Genomic DNA, 13128 nt, shown 5'->3' with positions numbered 1-13128 from the left:
CGCCCGATGCTCTAGCCGGCTCGGCAGTCGCTCAGCCGAACAGCAGCCAGCGTTTGGTCGCCGGGTGCATTGCCAGCAGCCCGCTGGCGATCTGTAGCAGCGGGATCGTGTAGACGATCCACGGGACCCGGGCGCCGGCGATGAACACCGCGCCGAACGTCAGCAAGGCGATCGCGGCGCCGACCGCGATCAGGTAGCGGCCGATGAACTGCTGACGCAGCAGCACGGTCACCCCGAACACCGTCGTTGCCGCGAATACCAGGGTCAAGAACCCGACCGCCACACAGAACAACCGGTCGGTCTGCCACCAGCCGGCGATCAGGTCGGTGGCCACCACCCCGGTCGCCCAGCCGCTGAGGATGGTGACGATGCCGGTTGCGATGGGCACGTTGGCGCTGGGGCGCCCGATGGTGGTCGTCGGCATCGGTGTCGGCGCCAGCGGCTGTGCGTGGATCTCGCGGCTGCTGGGGATCGGTATGGCACCGGTGGGGGCCCGACGGATGATGCGTGCCCGGGCTGTCTCCGACATCGGGCCGATGGGGCCACTGGGATGCGGGGGCAGGGGACCACTGGGGTGCGGGGGAAGTGGGCCGGAAGCGGGTTGGTGCGGCTCGGTCACCAGACCGAGTTTAGGCCCCCATGTGGATGCCGCGCTTGGCCAGCCACGGCACCGGGTCGGTGCGGCTGGAACCATTGAGCAGCACTTCAAAGTGCAGATGCGGGCCGGTGGAGTCACCGCGGTTACCCAGCGTGGCGATCTGATCGCCGGCCATCACCCGCTGGCCGACGCTGACCGTGGTGGTGTTGACGTGGCCATACAGGGTGACGGTCCCGTCGGCGTGGCGCAGCTTGACCAGCATGCCGTAGCCGGCGGCCGGGCCTGCCTCGATCACCACCCCGTCGGTCACGGCCACGATCGGCGTGCCGATGGCGTTGGCGACGTCGATGCCGCCGTGCAGCGCGCCCCACCGGTAGCCGAAGCCCGAGGTGAAAACGCCCCGGGTCGGCTGGGCGAACAGCGGCCGCTGCAGCCGCGCCTCACGCTCGGCGCGTTCCTGCGCGTAGGCCACGCCGGTGGCGAATTCCTTGTCGTGCACCACCGTGTTTGCGGCGGGACGGATCGCGACCATCTGGATGCCCTGCGGGGCGTCGTCGGCCGCCGCGTTCATCGGTGCCACATCGGCCGCCAACACCGTTGCCGGCGTCTCGTTGTGCGAGGCGGTGATCGCGGCGTGCGCGGCGGCGGAGGCCGCGCCGGCCGCCATGGCCGCAACCATGATCCGGCTCTTGACCAGGTTGTTTGTCGGCTTGCGGTGGTGTCCGCGACGGGCGGTGACGTCGACGAGGTGGGTGTACTCAGCGGTGCGCCGCTCGGTAACCGCTGTGTCGGCCTCGTCCGCCCGGAAGGCCAGCGTCGCGGTACTCAGGTTGTCGATCTCGTGCAGGTCGTCCAGCTCGGGCGCGTGCAGCAGGGCCAGCTCGCCGTCGAACGCGGCGTTGTCGCTGAAACCCGCGTCATCCAGGTCACCGAATTCGTTGAACGGAATGATGTCGGTGATCTCGTTGCGGCTGGGTGCGGAGATGCGCGGTCCACGAATGGTTGCCTGATGAGCAGGAGGCTGCCAGCCGCGGTTCGTCAACCCGAAATATCCCTTTGGTCGTGACCAGAACGTTATCGAGACCTTGCAGAGAGTAGCGACCGCGCCTCGAAACTTGCAAGTAATGCCCTAAATAGGACAATGCTTGTGACCTGCATCACGCTGCGCTCTCGGTGAGATGCACCACATGTGTGGTAGGCGACAAAGGGTACTCGCTAGTAGGTCGATACAGTTCCCCGAGCGAGGTCGCTTCGTATCCGATTTCGCCGACAGCCGACGATAGACAGTGAGGCCATGGATCTTTTCGAGTATCAGGCGAAGGAACTGTTCGCCAAGCACAACGTTCCCACCACCCCGGGTCGGGTGACCACCTCCGCTGAGGACGCCAAAGCCATCGCCACCGAGATCGGTCGGCCGGTCATGGTGAAGGCGCAGGTCAAGGCCGGCGGCCGCGGCAAGGCCGGTGGCGTCAAGTACGCCGCCACCCCCGACGACGCACTCACCCACGCGCAGAACATTCTCGGCCTGGACATCAAGGGCCACATCGTCAAGAAGCTGCTGGTGGCCGAGGCGAGCGACATCGCCGAGGAGTACTACATCTCGTTCCTGCTGGACCGCTCCAACCGCACCTACCTGGCCATGTGCTCGGTGGAAGGCGGTATGGAGATCGAAGAGGTCGCCGCGACCAAGCCCGACCGGCTGGCCAAGGTGCCCGTCGACGCGGTCAAGGGTGTCGACCTGGCCTTCGCGCGTTCGATCGCCGAGCAGGGCCACCTGCCGGCCGAGGTGCTTGACGCCGCTGCGGTCACGATTCAGAAGCTGTGGGAGGTCTTCGTTGCCGAAGACGCCACCCTGGTCGAGGTCAACCCGCTGGTGCGCACCCCCGACGACCAGATCCTGGCGCTGGACGGCAAGGTCACCCTGGACGGTAACGCCGAGTTCCGCCAGCCCGGTCACGCCGAGTTCGAGGACCGCGACGCCACCGACCCGCTGGAGCTCAAGGCCAAGGAACACGACCTCAACTATGTCAAGCTGGACGGGCAGGTCGGCATCATCGGCAACGGCGCCGGCCTGGTCATGTCGACGCTGGACGTCACCGCCTACGCCGGGGAGAAGCACGGTGGCGTGAAGCCGGCCAACTTCCTCGACATCGGCGGCGGTGCCTCCGCGGAGGTGATGGCCGCCGGCCTGGACGTCATCCTGGGTGACAAGCAGGTCAAGAGCGTGTTCGTCAACGTGTTCGGTGGCATCACGGCGTGCGACGCGGTGGCCAACGGCATCGTGTCGGCGCTGCAGATCCTCGGGGACACCGCCACCAAGCCGCTGGTGGTCCGCCTCGACGGCAACAACGTCGAGGAGGGTCGGCGCATCCTGGCCGAGGCCAACCACCCGCTGGTGACCGTCGTTCCCACCATGGACGAGGCCGCCGACAAGGCCGCTGAGCTGGCCAACGCTGGAAAGGACGCGTAAGGCGATGTCGATCTTCATCAACAAGGACTCCAAGGTCATCGTCCAGGGCATCACCGGCAGCGAGGCCACCATCCACACCGCCCGCATGCTCCGGGCCGGGACCCAGATCGTCGGCGGCGTCAACGCACGCAAGGCGGGCACCACGGTCACCCATGAGGACAAGGGCGGCCGGATGGTCAAGCTGCCGGTGTTCGGCAGCGTGGCCGAGGCCATGGAGCAGACCGGCGCGGACGTGTCGATCGCCTTCGTCCCGCCGAAGTTCGCCAAGGACGCCATGATCGAGGCCATCGACGCCGAGATCCCGCTGCTGGTCGTCATCACCGAGGGCATCCCGGTGCAGGACAGCGCGTTTGCCTGGGCGTACAACGTGGAGAAGGGCAACAAGACCCGCATCATCGGGCCCAACTGCCCGGGCATCATCACTCCGGGCGAGTCCCTGGTCGGGATCACCCCGGCCAACATCACCGGTACGGGTCCGGTCGGTCTGGTCTCCAAGTCCGGCACGCTGACCTACCAGATGATGTACGAGTTGCGCGATTTCGGGTTCTCCACCGCGATCGGCATCGGTGGCGACCCGGTGATCGGCACCACCCACATCGACGCGATCGAGGCGTTCGAGAAGGACCCGGCCACCAAGGTCATCGTGATGATCGGTGAGATCGGCGGGGACGCCGAGGAGCGGGCCGCCGACTACATCAAGGCCAACGTGTCCAAGCCGGTTGTCGGCTACGTGGCCGGGTTCACCGCGCCCGAGGGCAAGACGATGGGCCACGCCGGTGCGATCGTGTCCGGTTCGTCGGGCACCGCCGCCGCCAAGAAGGAGGCTCTGGAGGCCGCCGGTGTGAAGGTCGGCAAGACGCCGTCGGAAACCGCCGCGCTGGCTCGCCAGATCCTGGAAAGCCTGTAGCAGTTTTCCGCCGAGCAGACGCAAATGTGCCCTTTTCGCCCTGAAATAGGGCACATTTGCGTCTGCTCGCCCTAGAAGGGTGACCCCGTGATCGACCCGCGCACACCCGTTGTCGTCGGCGTCGGGCAGGCCGCTGAACGCATCGACGACGCCGGCTATCGCGCCATGTCGCCGGTGCAGCTGGCCGCCGACGCGGCGCTGGCCGCCCTGGCCGACACCGGGGGCGACGCAGCACAGATCGCCAAAGCCATCGACACGGTGGTGGCAACCCGGCAGTTCGAGAACTCGGTTCCCAAAGCCCCGGCGCCACTGGGCAAGTCGAACAACTTCCCGCGATCCGTGGCGGGTCGCATCGGCGCGGACCCGGCGCGGGCGGTGCTGGACAAGGTCGGCGGCCAAGGGCCGCAGAAGCTGCTCACCGAGTTCGCCGGCGCCATCCGCGCCGGGGACGCCGACGTGGTGCTGCTGTGCGGGTCCGACGCGACCTCGACGCTGCGCCGATTCAGCAAAGCCGAGAACGACGCGGACAAGCCGGATTTCACCGAGACCGTCGACGGGCAGCTGGAGGACCGCGGTCACGGGCTGGAGGAGTTCGTCGAGCGCTACACCGTCATCCACGGGCTGACCGGGGCGCCGGTGCAGTACGGACTGCTGGAGAACGCCCGCCGGGCCCGGCTGGGGTTGGGCACCGCCGACTATCTGCAGGCGATGGGGGAGCTGTTCGCCCCGTTCACCAAGATCGCCGCCAAGAACCCGCTCTCGGCGTCACCGGTGGAACGCTCGGTCGACGAGCTGACCACCGTCAGCGTCGACAACCGGATGATCTGTGACCCGTACCCGCGGCTGCTGGTGGCCCGCGACCAGGTCAACCAGGGCGCGGCCGCATTGGTGATGTCGGTCGAGGCGGCCCGGCGGCTGGGTGTACCCGAAGACCGCTGGGTGTTTCTGCACGGCCACGCCGACATGCGCGAGCAGCGCCTGCTGGAACGCCCCGACCTGGGGGCCTACCCCGCCGCGGTGACCGCGGTCAACGAGGCGCTCGCGGTGGCCGGCATCGGCCTGGACGACGTCGCGGCCATGGACCTCTACAGCTGTTTCCCGGTGCCGGTGTTCAACATCTGCGACGCATTCGGGTTGACCGCCGACGATCCGCGCGGCCTGACGCTGACCGGCGGGCTGCCGTTCTTCGGCGGTGCCGGCAACAACTACTCGATGCACGCCATCGCCGAGGCGGTCGCCGCAGCGCGCCGCGACCCGGGGCAGTTCACCCTGGTCGGCGCCAACGGCGGCATGCAGAGCAAGTACTCGGTCGGGGTGTATTCGACGACGCCGGTCGACTGGAAGGCCGACAACTGCGCCGCGCTGCAGGACGACGCCGACGGGCTGCCCAGGGTCGCGGTCACCGAGCACGCCGAGGGGCCGGGCAACGTCGAGACTTACAGCGTCCGCTACGACTGGCCGACGCGCACCGGCATCATCATCGGCCGGCTGGACGCCGACGGCAGCCGGTTCCTGGCCACCACCGAAGACGAGGATCTGGTCGCGTTGCTGTCCGACGGCGACCCGCTGGGCACGCCGGTGATGGTGCAGGCGTTCGACTACGGCAACCGCTGCTCGCCGGCCTGACGGGGCTTTAGTTCTTGGCGCGAGCGTGCGCAGAATGCCAATTCTGAGGCGTTCTGGCGTGCAACTGCGCACGCTCGCGGCCAGATGGGGTCAGGACAGGCCGAGCTTGCCGGCCAACCGTTCCACGTAGGCGGCCACCTCGTCCTCGGCGCGATCCGGCAGACCGAACAGCACCTCGGTGACCCCCAGCTCCGCCCAGTGCGCCAGCTTCTCGGGCACCGGCTTGAAGTCCAGCGCCACGATCTGCGGCGCACCGTCGCGACCCGCCGCCGCCCAGGTGTCCTGCAGCAGTTTCACCGGCTCATCGATGTCGAAGTCGCGCGGCGTGGTGATCCAGCCGTCGGCGCTGCGGGCGATCCACTTGAAGTTCTTCTCCGTACCGGCCGCCCCGACCAGCACCGGGATGTGCGACTGCACCGGCTTGGGCCAGGCCCAGCTCGGCCCGAACTTGACGAACTCGCCGTCGTATTCGGCCTCCTCCTGGGTCCACAGCGCCCGCATGGCCTCCAGGTACTCCCGCAGCATGGTGCGCCGGCGCCCCGGCGGCACCCCGTGGTCGGTGAGCTCGTCGGTGTTCCACCCGAACCCCACACCCAGGCTCACCCGGCCACCGGACAGGTGGTCCAGGGTGGCGATGGATTTCGCCAGGGTGATCGGATCGTGCTCGACGGGCAGCGCCACCGCGGTGGACAGCCGCACCCGGGAGGTCACCGCGCACGCCGCGCCCAGGCTCACCCACGGGTCCAGGGTGCGCATATAGCGGTCGTCGGGCAGGGTCTCGTCGCCGGTGGTCGGATGCGCCGCCTGGCGCTTGACCGGAATGTGGGTGTGTTCGGGCACGTAGAAGGTGTGAAACCCGTGCTCGTCGGCGAGCTTGGCGGCCGCCGCGGGGGCGATGCCCCGATCGCTGGTGAACAGAACGAGACCGTAATCCATATCACGAATTAGAACGTGTTCCAGTTCTGCTGGCAACCGCGGGGTGCCCAAACGTGCCAGGGCGGCCGACGGATCGCCGCATCCCGCCTTCGCCGGAGTGCGCTAGCGTAGGTGGTCGAACAGCGGTGCAATGGCCGCGCCGCCGCCCCTAGCCACTGGAAGTAACAGGAGAAGCAATGACTTACCCGCCGGCAAGTTCCGGATATCCGCCCGCACAGCAGCCGTCCGGGGCCTACGGGTCGTCGGCGCCGTCGGCTGGCCCGGCTGAGGAGGGGCCGAGCAAGCTGCCGGTGTACCTGTCCATTGCGGTGGCGGCGCTGGGCCTGGTGGCGTACCTGGGCAGCTTCGGCCCGATGTACGAAACCGACGGCCCGATGGGGGCCTTCCACTCCAGCGGCAACGGCATGGTCAGTGCTGCGGCGCTGGTGGCGGCGCTGCTGGCCGGGGTGGGTCTGCTGCCCAAGGCGAAGACCTACACGCCGGTCGTCGCGGTGATCGCCGTGGTGGGCCTGCTGCTGACGATCGCCGACCTGTTCGGTGCACCCGAGCAGGCCTCGATCGGGTGGGGGCTGTGGCTGGTGCTGGTGTTCACCCTGCTGCAGGCCGTCGCCGCGGTCGGCGCGTTGCTGCTGGAGGCGGGCGTGATCACCGCGCCGGCCCCCAAGCCCAAGTACGACCAGTTCGCGCAGTACGGCCTCCCGCCGGGCGGCTACTACGGCCAGGCCGGCGGCCAGCAGGGCGGCTACCCGTCGTACGGCGGCTACTCGTCGACCCCGTCGACCGGCGGATTCGGCGCCCAGCAGGGTCAGCAAGCACCGGCGGCGCAGTCCGGTCCGTCGACCGGCGGCTTCAACGCCTCGCAGCCGACTCAACAGATTCAGCCGGGACAGCACCAGTCGCCGTCCACCCCGCCGACCGGGTTCCCCAGCTTCGGCCAGCCGCCTGCCGGCGGGCAGGCGCCGAGCGCTCCGAGCTCCGCGCCCGGCCAGCAGTACGGCGGTCAGGAGTACGGCGGTCAGGGCCAGCAGGCCCCGTCGGGACCCCAGCAGCTCTAAGAGAGCGCCCGCGCACCGGCTGAGTGCGGTGCGCGGGCGAAGAGCGAGCATTGGTGCAGGACAGTCGCGCAGCGGGCACCCGTCAGGCGCGTGACCTATTACGAGTCGCGTTCGGCCCGGCGCTGGTCGCGCTGGTCGTCATCGCCGCGGTGACCCTGGTAGAGCTGCTGATCGCCAACAGTGACATGACCGGGGCGCTGGGCGCCGTCGCCAGCATGTGGCTCGGTGTGCACGACGTGCCGATCTCGATCAGCGGCCGCGACCTGGGTGTGATGCCCCTGCTGCCGGTGCTGCTGATGGTGTGGGGCACCGCGCGCACCACCGCGCAGGCGACCGCGGGCCACCAGTCCTGGTTCGTGCTGCGCTGGATCGTGGCATCCGCGCTGGGCGGGCCGCTGCTGGTGGCAGCCATCGCCCTCGCCGTCATCCACGACGCGGCCTCGGTACTGACCGAGCTGCAGACGCCCAGCGCGCTGCGGGCGTTCACCAGCGTGCTGGTGGTCCACCTGATCGGCGCGGCATGGGGCGTAGGCTCGCAGGTGGGCCGCCGGGTGCTGGCGGCTTCGGTGCTGCCGAACTGGTTGGGCGACGCGCTGCGGGCCGCCACCGCCGGGGTGCTGGCGCTGATCGGGTTGTCCAGCGCGGTGACCGCGGGCTCGCTGGTGGTGCACTGGGCGACCATGCACCAGCTCTACGAGATCACCGACTCACTGTTCGGCCAGTTCAGCCTGACCGTGCTGTCGGTGCTGTACGCGCCCAACGTGATCGTCGGCGCGGCGGCGGTCGCGGTGGGTTCCAGCGCGCACATCGGGTTCGCGACCTTCAGTTCGTTCACGGTGTTGGGCGGCGACATTCCGGCGTTGCCGATCCTGGCCGCCGCGCCGACGCCGCCGCTGGGCCCGGTGTGGGTCGCCTGGCTGATCATCGGTGCGTCCTCGGCGGTGGCGGTCGGTCAGCAGTGCGCCCGCCGCCCGCTGCCACTGCTTCCGGCGATGGCCAAGGTGCTGGTCGCGGCGCTGGGATCGGCGCTGGTGATGGCGCTGCTCGGCTACGCGGCCGGCGGTCGGTTGGGCAACTTCGGTGACGTCGGCGTGGACCATGCCACCTTCGGTGCCGCGGTGTTCGGCTGGTTCGCCGTCCTCGGCGCGCTCACCGTGGTGATGTCCGGCGGGATCCGGCGCCGGCGCAAACCGGTTGTGACCGCCGAGCCCGAGACCCCGCAGCCTCCGGTGCCCGCGGACAAGGACGCGGAACGCTTGCAGATCGAGGCGGCCACCCCGGTGGCCGACCCGGAGCCGGCGGCGCCCGAGCCGGAGTCGGGGCCGCCCGAGCCGGTTGGTGACCCCGGGCCGTTCGGTGATCCCGAGGACGAGATGTTCACCGACGACGACCGCCCCGGCGACCACTGAGCCTGCGCCCGACACCCCGGCTCGGTGCGGTCCGGTGATCCCCGCCCAGCTAGGCTCTCGACGTGCTTAAAACCCTCCGCGTGCCGCCCAGCGCACCGGCCCGGCTGGTCGTCTTGGCCTCCGGAACGGGCTCGCTGCTGGAGTCATTGCTGGAGGCCGCCACCGGTGACTACCCGGCACGGGTGGTCGCCGTCGGCGTGGACCGCAGCTGCCGGGCGACCGAGGTCGCCGTGGCCGCCGGGCTGCCGACGTTCACCGTCCGGCTCGGCGACCACCCCGACCGCAGCGCCTGGGACGCGGCGATCACCGAGGCCACCGCCGCGCATGCCCCGGACTTCATCGTCTCCGCCGGGTTCATGAAAATCCTTGGTTCGCAGTTCCTCTCCCGCTTCCCCGGCCGGGTGCTGAACACCCATCCGGCGCTGCTGCCGTCCTTTCCGGGCGCCCACGGAGTGCGTGACGCCCTGGCGTACGGGGTGAAGGTGACCGGGTGCACGGTGCATGTGGTGGATGGCGGGACCGACACCGGGCCGGTGCTGGCGCAGCAACCCGTCCCGGTGTTCGACGACGACGACGAAGCCACCCTGCATGAGCGGATCAAGGTCGTCGAGCGACGACTACTGGCCGAGGTGGTGGCCGACATGGCAACCGGCGGACTGACCTGTATCGGACGAAAGGCAACCATAGGATGACCCAGCAAAGGCCGATTCGCCGCGCACTGATCAGCGTGTACGACAAGACCGGGCTGGTCGAGTTGGCCCGCGGCCTCAACGCGGCGGGCGTGGAGATCGTGTCGACCGGCTCCACCGCGAAAACCATTGCCGACAAGGGCATCCCGGTGACGCCGGTGGACGAGGTGACCGGCTTCCCCGAGGTGCTCGACGGTCGGGTCAAGACGCTGCACCCGCGGGTGCACGCCGGACTGCTGGCCGACCTGCGCAAACCAGAGCATGCGGCCGCCTTGGAGGAACTCGGCATCGCCGCCTTCGAGCTCGTGGTGGTCAACCTGTATCCGTTCACCCAGACCGTGCAAAGCGGTGCCGGCGTCGATGAGTGCGTCGAGCAGATCGACATCGGCGGGCCGTCGATGGTGCGCGCGGCGGCCAAGAACCATCCCAGCGTCGCTGTTGTGGTCGACCCGCGCGGATACGACGGGGTGCTGGCCGCGGTCAGCGCCGGCGGCTTCACTCTTGAAGAGCGGAAACGACTGGCAGCACTGGCATTTCGTCACACCGCCGAGTACGACGTCGCGGTTGCCGGCTGGATGGGCTCGACCCTGGCTCCCGAGGTCCCGCCGGCGCCGCTGCCCGAGTGGTTCGGCGGGACCTATCAGCGCTCCGCGCTGCTGCGCTACGGCGAGAACCCGCACCAGCAGGCCGCGCTGTACAGCGACGCCAGTGCGTGGCCGGGCCTGGCCCAGGCCGAACAGCTGCACGGAAAAGAGATGTCCTACAACAACTTCACCGATGCGGATGCGGCCTGGCGGGCAGCTTTTGATCATGAAGAGATCTGCGTGGCGATCATCAAGCACGCCAACCCCTGCGGGATCGCTATCTCCTCGACGTCGGTGGCCGACGCACACCGCAAGGCGCACGCCTGCGACCCGCTGTCCGCGTTCGGCGGGGTGATCGCGACCAACACCGAAGTCAGCGTGGAGATGGCGGAGTACGTCAGCACCATCTTCACCGAGGTCGTCGTTGCGCCCGCGTACGCGCCGGGCGCCGTGGAGGTGCTGCGCGCCAAGAAGAACATCCGGGTGCTGGTGGCCTCCGAGCCGTCCCCCGCAAGCGGGCGGTACCCCCAGCGCGGCGGCCTTGAGCTACATCAGGTCAGCGGCGGCCTGCTGATGCAGAGCCGCGACGGCCTGGACGCCGCCGGCGACAATCCGGCGAACTGGACGCTGGCCACCGGATCGCCGGCCGATGCCGCCACACTGGCCGATCTGGTGTTCGCCTGGCGGGCCTGCCGTGCGGTCAAGTCGAACGCCATCGTCGTGGCGGCCGACGGCGCCACCATCGGGGTGGGCATGGGGCAGGTCAACCGGGTCGACGCCGCCCGGCTGGCCGTCGAGCGCGGGGGTGATCGGGTGCGCGGGGCCGTCGCGGCATCCGACGCGTTCTTCCCGTTCCCCGACGGGCTGCAGACGCTGACCGCGGCCGGAGTCACCGCGATCGTTCATCCGGGCGGCTCGGTCCGCGACGACGAGGTGACCGCGGCCGCCGCTGAAGCCGGCGTCACGCTGTATCTGACCGGGGCGCGGCACTTCGCGCACTGAACCCTTGACAAAAAGATTGCAGGCGCTCACTATCTAACTCAAGCTCGGAGTTAGGAGGGGCCATGCCCTACGACGTCATCATCCGCAACGGCCTGTGGTTCGACGGCCTGGGCAACCCCCCGCAGGTCCGCACGCTGGGCATTCGCGACGGCGTCGTCGCCGACGTCGTCTGCGAGGCCACCGGTGGTGCACTCGACGAGGCGGACTGTCCGGACGTGATCGACGCCGCAGGCAAATGGGTGGTGCCGGGCTTCATCGACGTGCACACCCACTACGACGCCGAGGTGCTGCTCGACCCCGGCCTGCGGGAGTCGGTGCGCCACGGCGTCACCACGGTCCTGCTGGGCAACTGTTCGCTGTCGACGGTGTACGCCGACACCGAGGACGCCGCCGACCTGTTCAGCCGGGTGGAGGCGGTGCCGCGAGAATTCGTGCTGGGGGCACTGGAGGCCAAGAAGAGCTGGACGACGCCGGCGGAGTACGTCCGTGCCCTCGACGCGTTGCCGCTGGGGCCCAATGTCGGGTCGATGCTGGGCCATTCGGACCTACGGACCGCGGTGCTCGGGCTGGACCGCGCCACCACCGACGGGGTGGTCCCCACCGACGCCGAGTTGGACAAGATGGCGGCGATGCTCGACGAGGGCCTGGACGCCGGACTGCTCGGTATGTCGGGGATGGACGCGGCGATCGACAAACTCGACGGCGACCGGTTCCGGTCGCGGGCGCTGCCCTCGACGTTCGCGACCTGGCGGGAGCGGCGTCGCCTGATCAAAGTCCTGCGCAAGCGTGGCCGGATGCTGCAGAGCGCGCCCAACGTCCGTAAACCGTTGACAGCGCTGAACTTCTTTTTGACCAGCAGCGGTATGTTCGGCCGCCGGCGCGGCGTGCGGATGAGTCTGCTGGTTTCCGCCGACGCCAAGTCGTCGCCGGGTGCGGTGCACGTCTTCGGCCCGGCTGCCCGGCTGCTCAACGCCGTTCTGGGCTCCTCGGTGCGGTTCCAACATCTGCCGGTGCCGTTCGAATTGTATTCCGACGGAATCGATCTGCCGGTGTTCGAGGAGTTCGGCGCCGGGACGGCGGCGCTGCATCTGCGGGAACAGTTGGAACGCAACGCGTTGCTGGCCGACACCGAATACCGGCGCCGGTTCCGCAAGTCGTTCGACCGCAAGAAGCTGGGCCCGACGCTGTGGCACCGCGACTTCCACGACGCGGTCATCGTGGAATGCCCGGATGCGAGCCTGATCGGCAAGAGCTTCGGGCAGATCGCCGACGAGCGCAAGCTGCATCCGCTTGACGCGTTCCTCGATGTCCTGGTGGAGAACGGCGAGCGCAACGTCCGCTGGACCACCATCGTGGCCAACCACCGGCCCCGCCAGCTCAACAAGCTGGCCGCCGAGCCCGTCATCCACATGGGCTTCTCCGACGCCGGTGCGCACCTGCGGAATATGGCGTTCTACAACTTCTCGCTGCGGCTGCTCAAGCGGGTGCGTGACGCCGAGCTGGCAGGGCAGCCGTTCCTCACCGTCGAACGGGCGGTGTACCGCCTGACCGCCGAGGTCGCCGACTGGTTCGGCTTCGACGCCGGCACCCTGCGCCAAGGCGACCGCGCCGACTTCGTGGTGATCGACCCGGCCGGCCTCAACGACGCGGTGGACGGCTACCACGAGGAGAAGGTCCCGTTCTACGGCGGCCTGAGCAGGATGGTCAACCGGAACGACGATGCCGTGGTCGCGACCGGGGTGGGCGGCGCCGTGGTGTTCCGCAACGGCCAATTCCGTGAGGGATACGGCACGACCGTGAAGTCCGGCCGCTTCCTGCGCGCCGGATCCCTCGAGCTGCAATCGGTCTAGCG

11 protein-coding genes are annotated in these 13128 nt (G+C 69.1%); 8 read left to right on the top strand and 3 right to left on the bottom strand.

From position 1 onward, the window contains the following. Positions 1-31: 31 nt before the first annotated feature. Together AC5Y36_RS13445 and AC5Y36_RS13440 are read right to left on the bottom strand one after the other, a co-directional pair. Positions 32-619 (bottom strand): hypothetical protein, encoded by a 588-nt coding sequence (locus AC5Y36_RS13445; RefSeq protein ID WP_500041408.1) that lies wholly within the window; start codon positions 617-619, stop codon positions 32-34. A 10-nt stretch (positions 620-629) separates the two neighbouring features. Then, complete coding sequence (locus tag AC5Y36_RS13440; RefSeq protein WP_500041407.1) at positions 630-1640, bottom strand: M23 family metallopeptidase; 1011 nt, start codon at positions 1638-1640, stop codon at positions 630-632. Between the two features lie 252 nt (positions 1641-1892). Between AC5Y36_RS13440 and sucC the strand changes: the two genes are divergently transcribed. The 3 genes from sucC to AC5Y36_RS13425 all read left to right on the top strand — a co-directional run bounded on the left by sucC (position 1893) and on the right by AC5Y36_RS13425 (position 5601). Beyond that, the gene (sucC, locus tag AC5Y36_RS13435; RefSeq protein ID WP_500041406.1) at positions 1893-3068 is read left to right on the top strand and encodes an ADP-forming succinate--CoA ligase subunit beta; all 1176 of its coding nucleotides are present in this window, start codon (positions 1893-1895) and stop codon (positions 3066-3068) included. A 4-nt stretch (positions 3069-3072) separates the two neighbouring features. Then, on the top strand, positions 3073-3975 hold the full coding sequence (sucD, locus tag AC5Y36_RS13430; RefSeq protein WP_500041405.1) for a succinate--CoA ligase subunit alpha: 903 nt from the start codon (positions 3073-3075) through the stop codon (positions 3973-3975). Positions 3976-4062: 87 nt separating this feature from the next. Then, positions 4063-5601 (top strand): acetyl-CoA acetyltransferase, encoded by a 1539-nt coding sequence (locus AC5Y36_RS13425; protein WP_500041404.1) that lies wholly within the window; start codon positions 4063-4065, stop codon positions 5599-5601. 90 nt (positions 5602-5691) lie between these two features. Here AC5Y36_RS13425 and AC5Y36_RS13420 read toward each other — a convergent pair whose 3' ends face one another. Then, on the bottom strand, positions 5692-6537 hold the full coding sequence (locus tag AC5Y36_RS13420; protein WP_500041403.1) for an LLM class F420-dependent oxidoreductase: 846 nt from the start codon (positions 6535-6537) through the stop codon (positions 5692-5694). A gap of 176 nt (positions 6538-6713) precedes the next feature. Between AC5Y36_RS13420 and AC5Y36_RS13415 the strand changes: the two genes are divergently transcribed. From AC5Y36_RS13415 to AC5Y36_RS13395, 5 genes are all read left to right on the top strand, one after another. Next, entirely contained in the window at positions 6714-7592 is an 879-nt protein-coding gene (locus tag AC5Y36_RS13415; protein WP_500041402.1) for a DUF5336 domain-containing protein, read from the top strand. A gap of 53 nt (positions 7593-7645) precedes the next feature. Continuing rightward, entirely contained in the window at positions 7646-9001 is a 1356-nt protein-coding gene (locus tag AC5Y36_RS13410; RefSeq protein ID WP_500041401.1) for a cell division protein PerM, read from the top strand. A 62-nt stretch (positions 9002-9063) separates the two neighbouring features. Continuing rightward, on the top strand, positions 9064-9693 hold the full coding sequence (gene purN / locus AC5Y36_RS13405) for a phosphoribosylglycinamide formyltransferase (RefSeq protein ID WP_500041400.1): 630 nt from the start codon (positions 9064-9066) through the stop codon (positions 9691-9693). Beyond that, positions 9690-11276 carry a bifunctional phosphoribosylaminoimidazolecarboxamide formyltransferase/IMP cyclohydrolase gene (purH, locus tag AC5Y36_RS13400; protein WP_500041399.1) on the top strand — a complete coding sequence of 529 codons (1587 nt, stop codon included), beginning with the start codon at positions 9690-9692 and terminating at the stop codon, positions 11274-11276. Before purN ends, purH begins: the two co-directional genes overlap by 4 nt. A 62-nt stretch (positions 11277-11338) precedes the next feature. Then, the gene (locus tag AC5Y36_RS13395; RefSeq protein WP_500041398.1) at positions 11339-13126 is read left to right on the top strand and encodes an N-acyl-D-amino-acid deacylase family protein; all 1788 of its coding nucleotides are present in this window, start codon (positions 11339-11341) and stop codon (positions 13124-13126) included. The last annotated feature ends 2 nt before the right edge of the window (positions 13127-13128 follow it).

Source organism: Mycobacterium sp. NGS50 (assembly GCF_059812545.1).
This window is presented reverse-complemented; position numbering and strand designations above follow the sequence as displayed.

Bases quoted from the DNA above. Each gene is read 5' to 3' on its own strand.
- sucC (WP_500041406.1), top strand. From the start codon at position 1,893: ATGGATCTTTTCGAGTATCAGGCGAAGGAACTGTTCGCCAAGCACAAC.
- sucD (WP_500041405.1), top strand. From the start codon at position 3,073: ATGTCGATCTTCATCAACAAGGACTCCAAGGTCATCGTCCAGGGCATC.
- AC5Y36_RS13420 (WP_500041403.1), bottom strand. From the start codon at position 6,537: ATGGATTACGGTCTCGTTCTGTTCACCAGCGATCGGGGCATCGCCCCC.
- AC5Y36_RS13415 (WP_500041402.1), top strand. From the start codon at position 6,714: ATGACTTACCCGCCGGCAAGTTCCGGATATCCGCCCGCACAGCAGCCG.
- purH (WP_500041399.1), top strand. From the start codon at position 9,690: ATGACCCAGCAAAGGCCGATTCGCCGCGCACTGATCAGCGTGTACGAC.
- AC5Y36_RS13395 (WP_500041398.1), top strand. From the start codon at position 11,339: ATGCCCTACGACGTCATCATCCGCAACGGCCTGTGGTTCGACGGCCTG.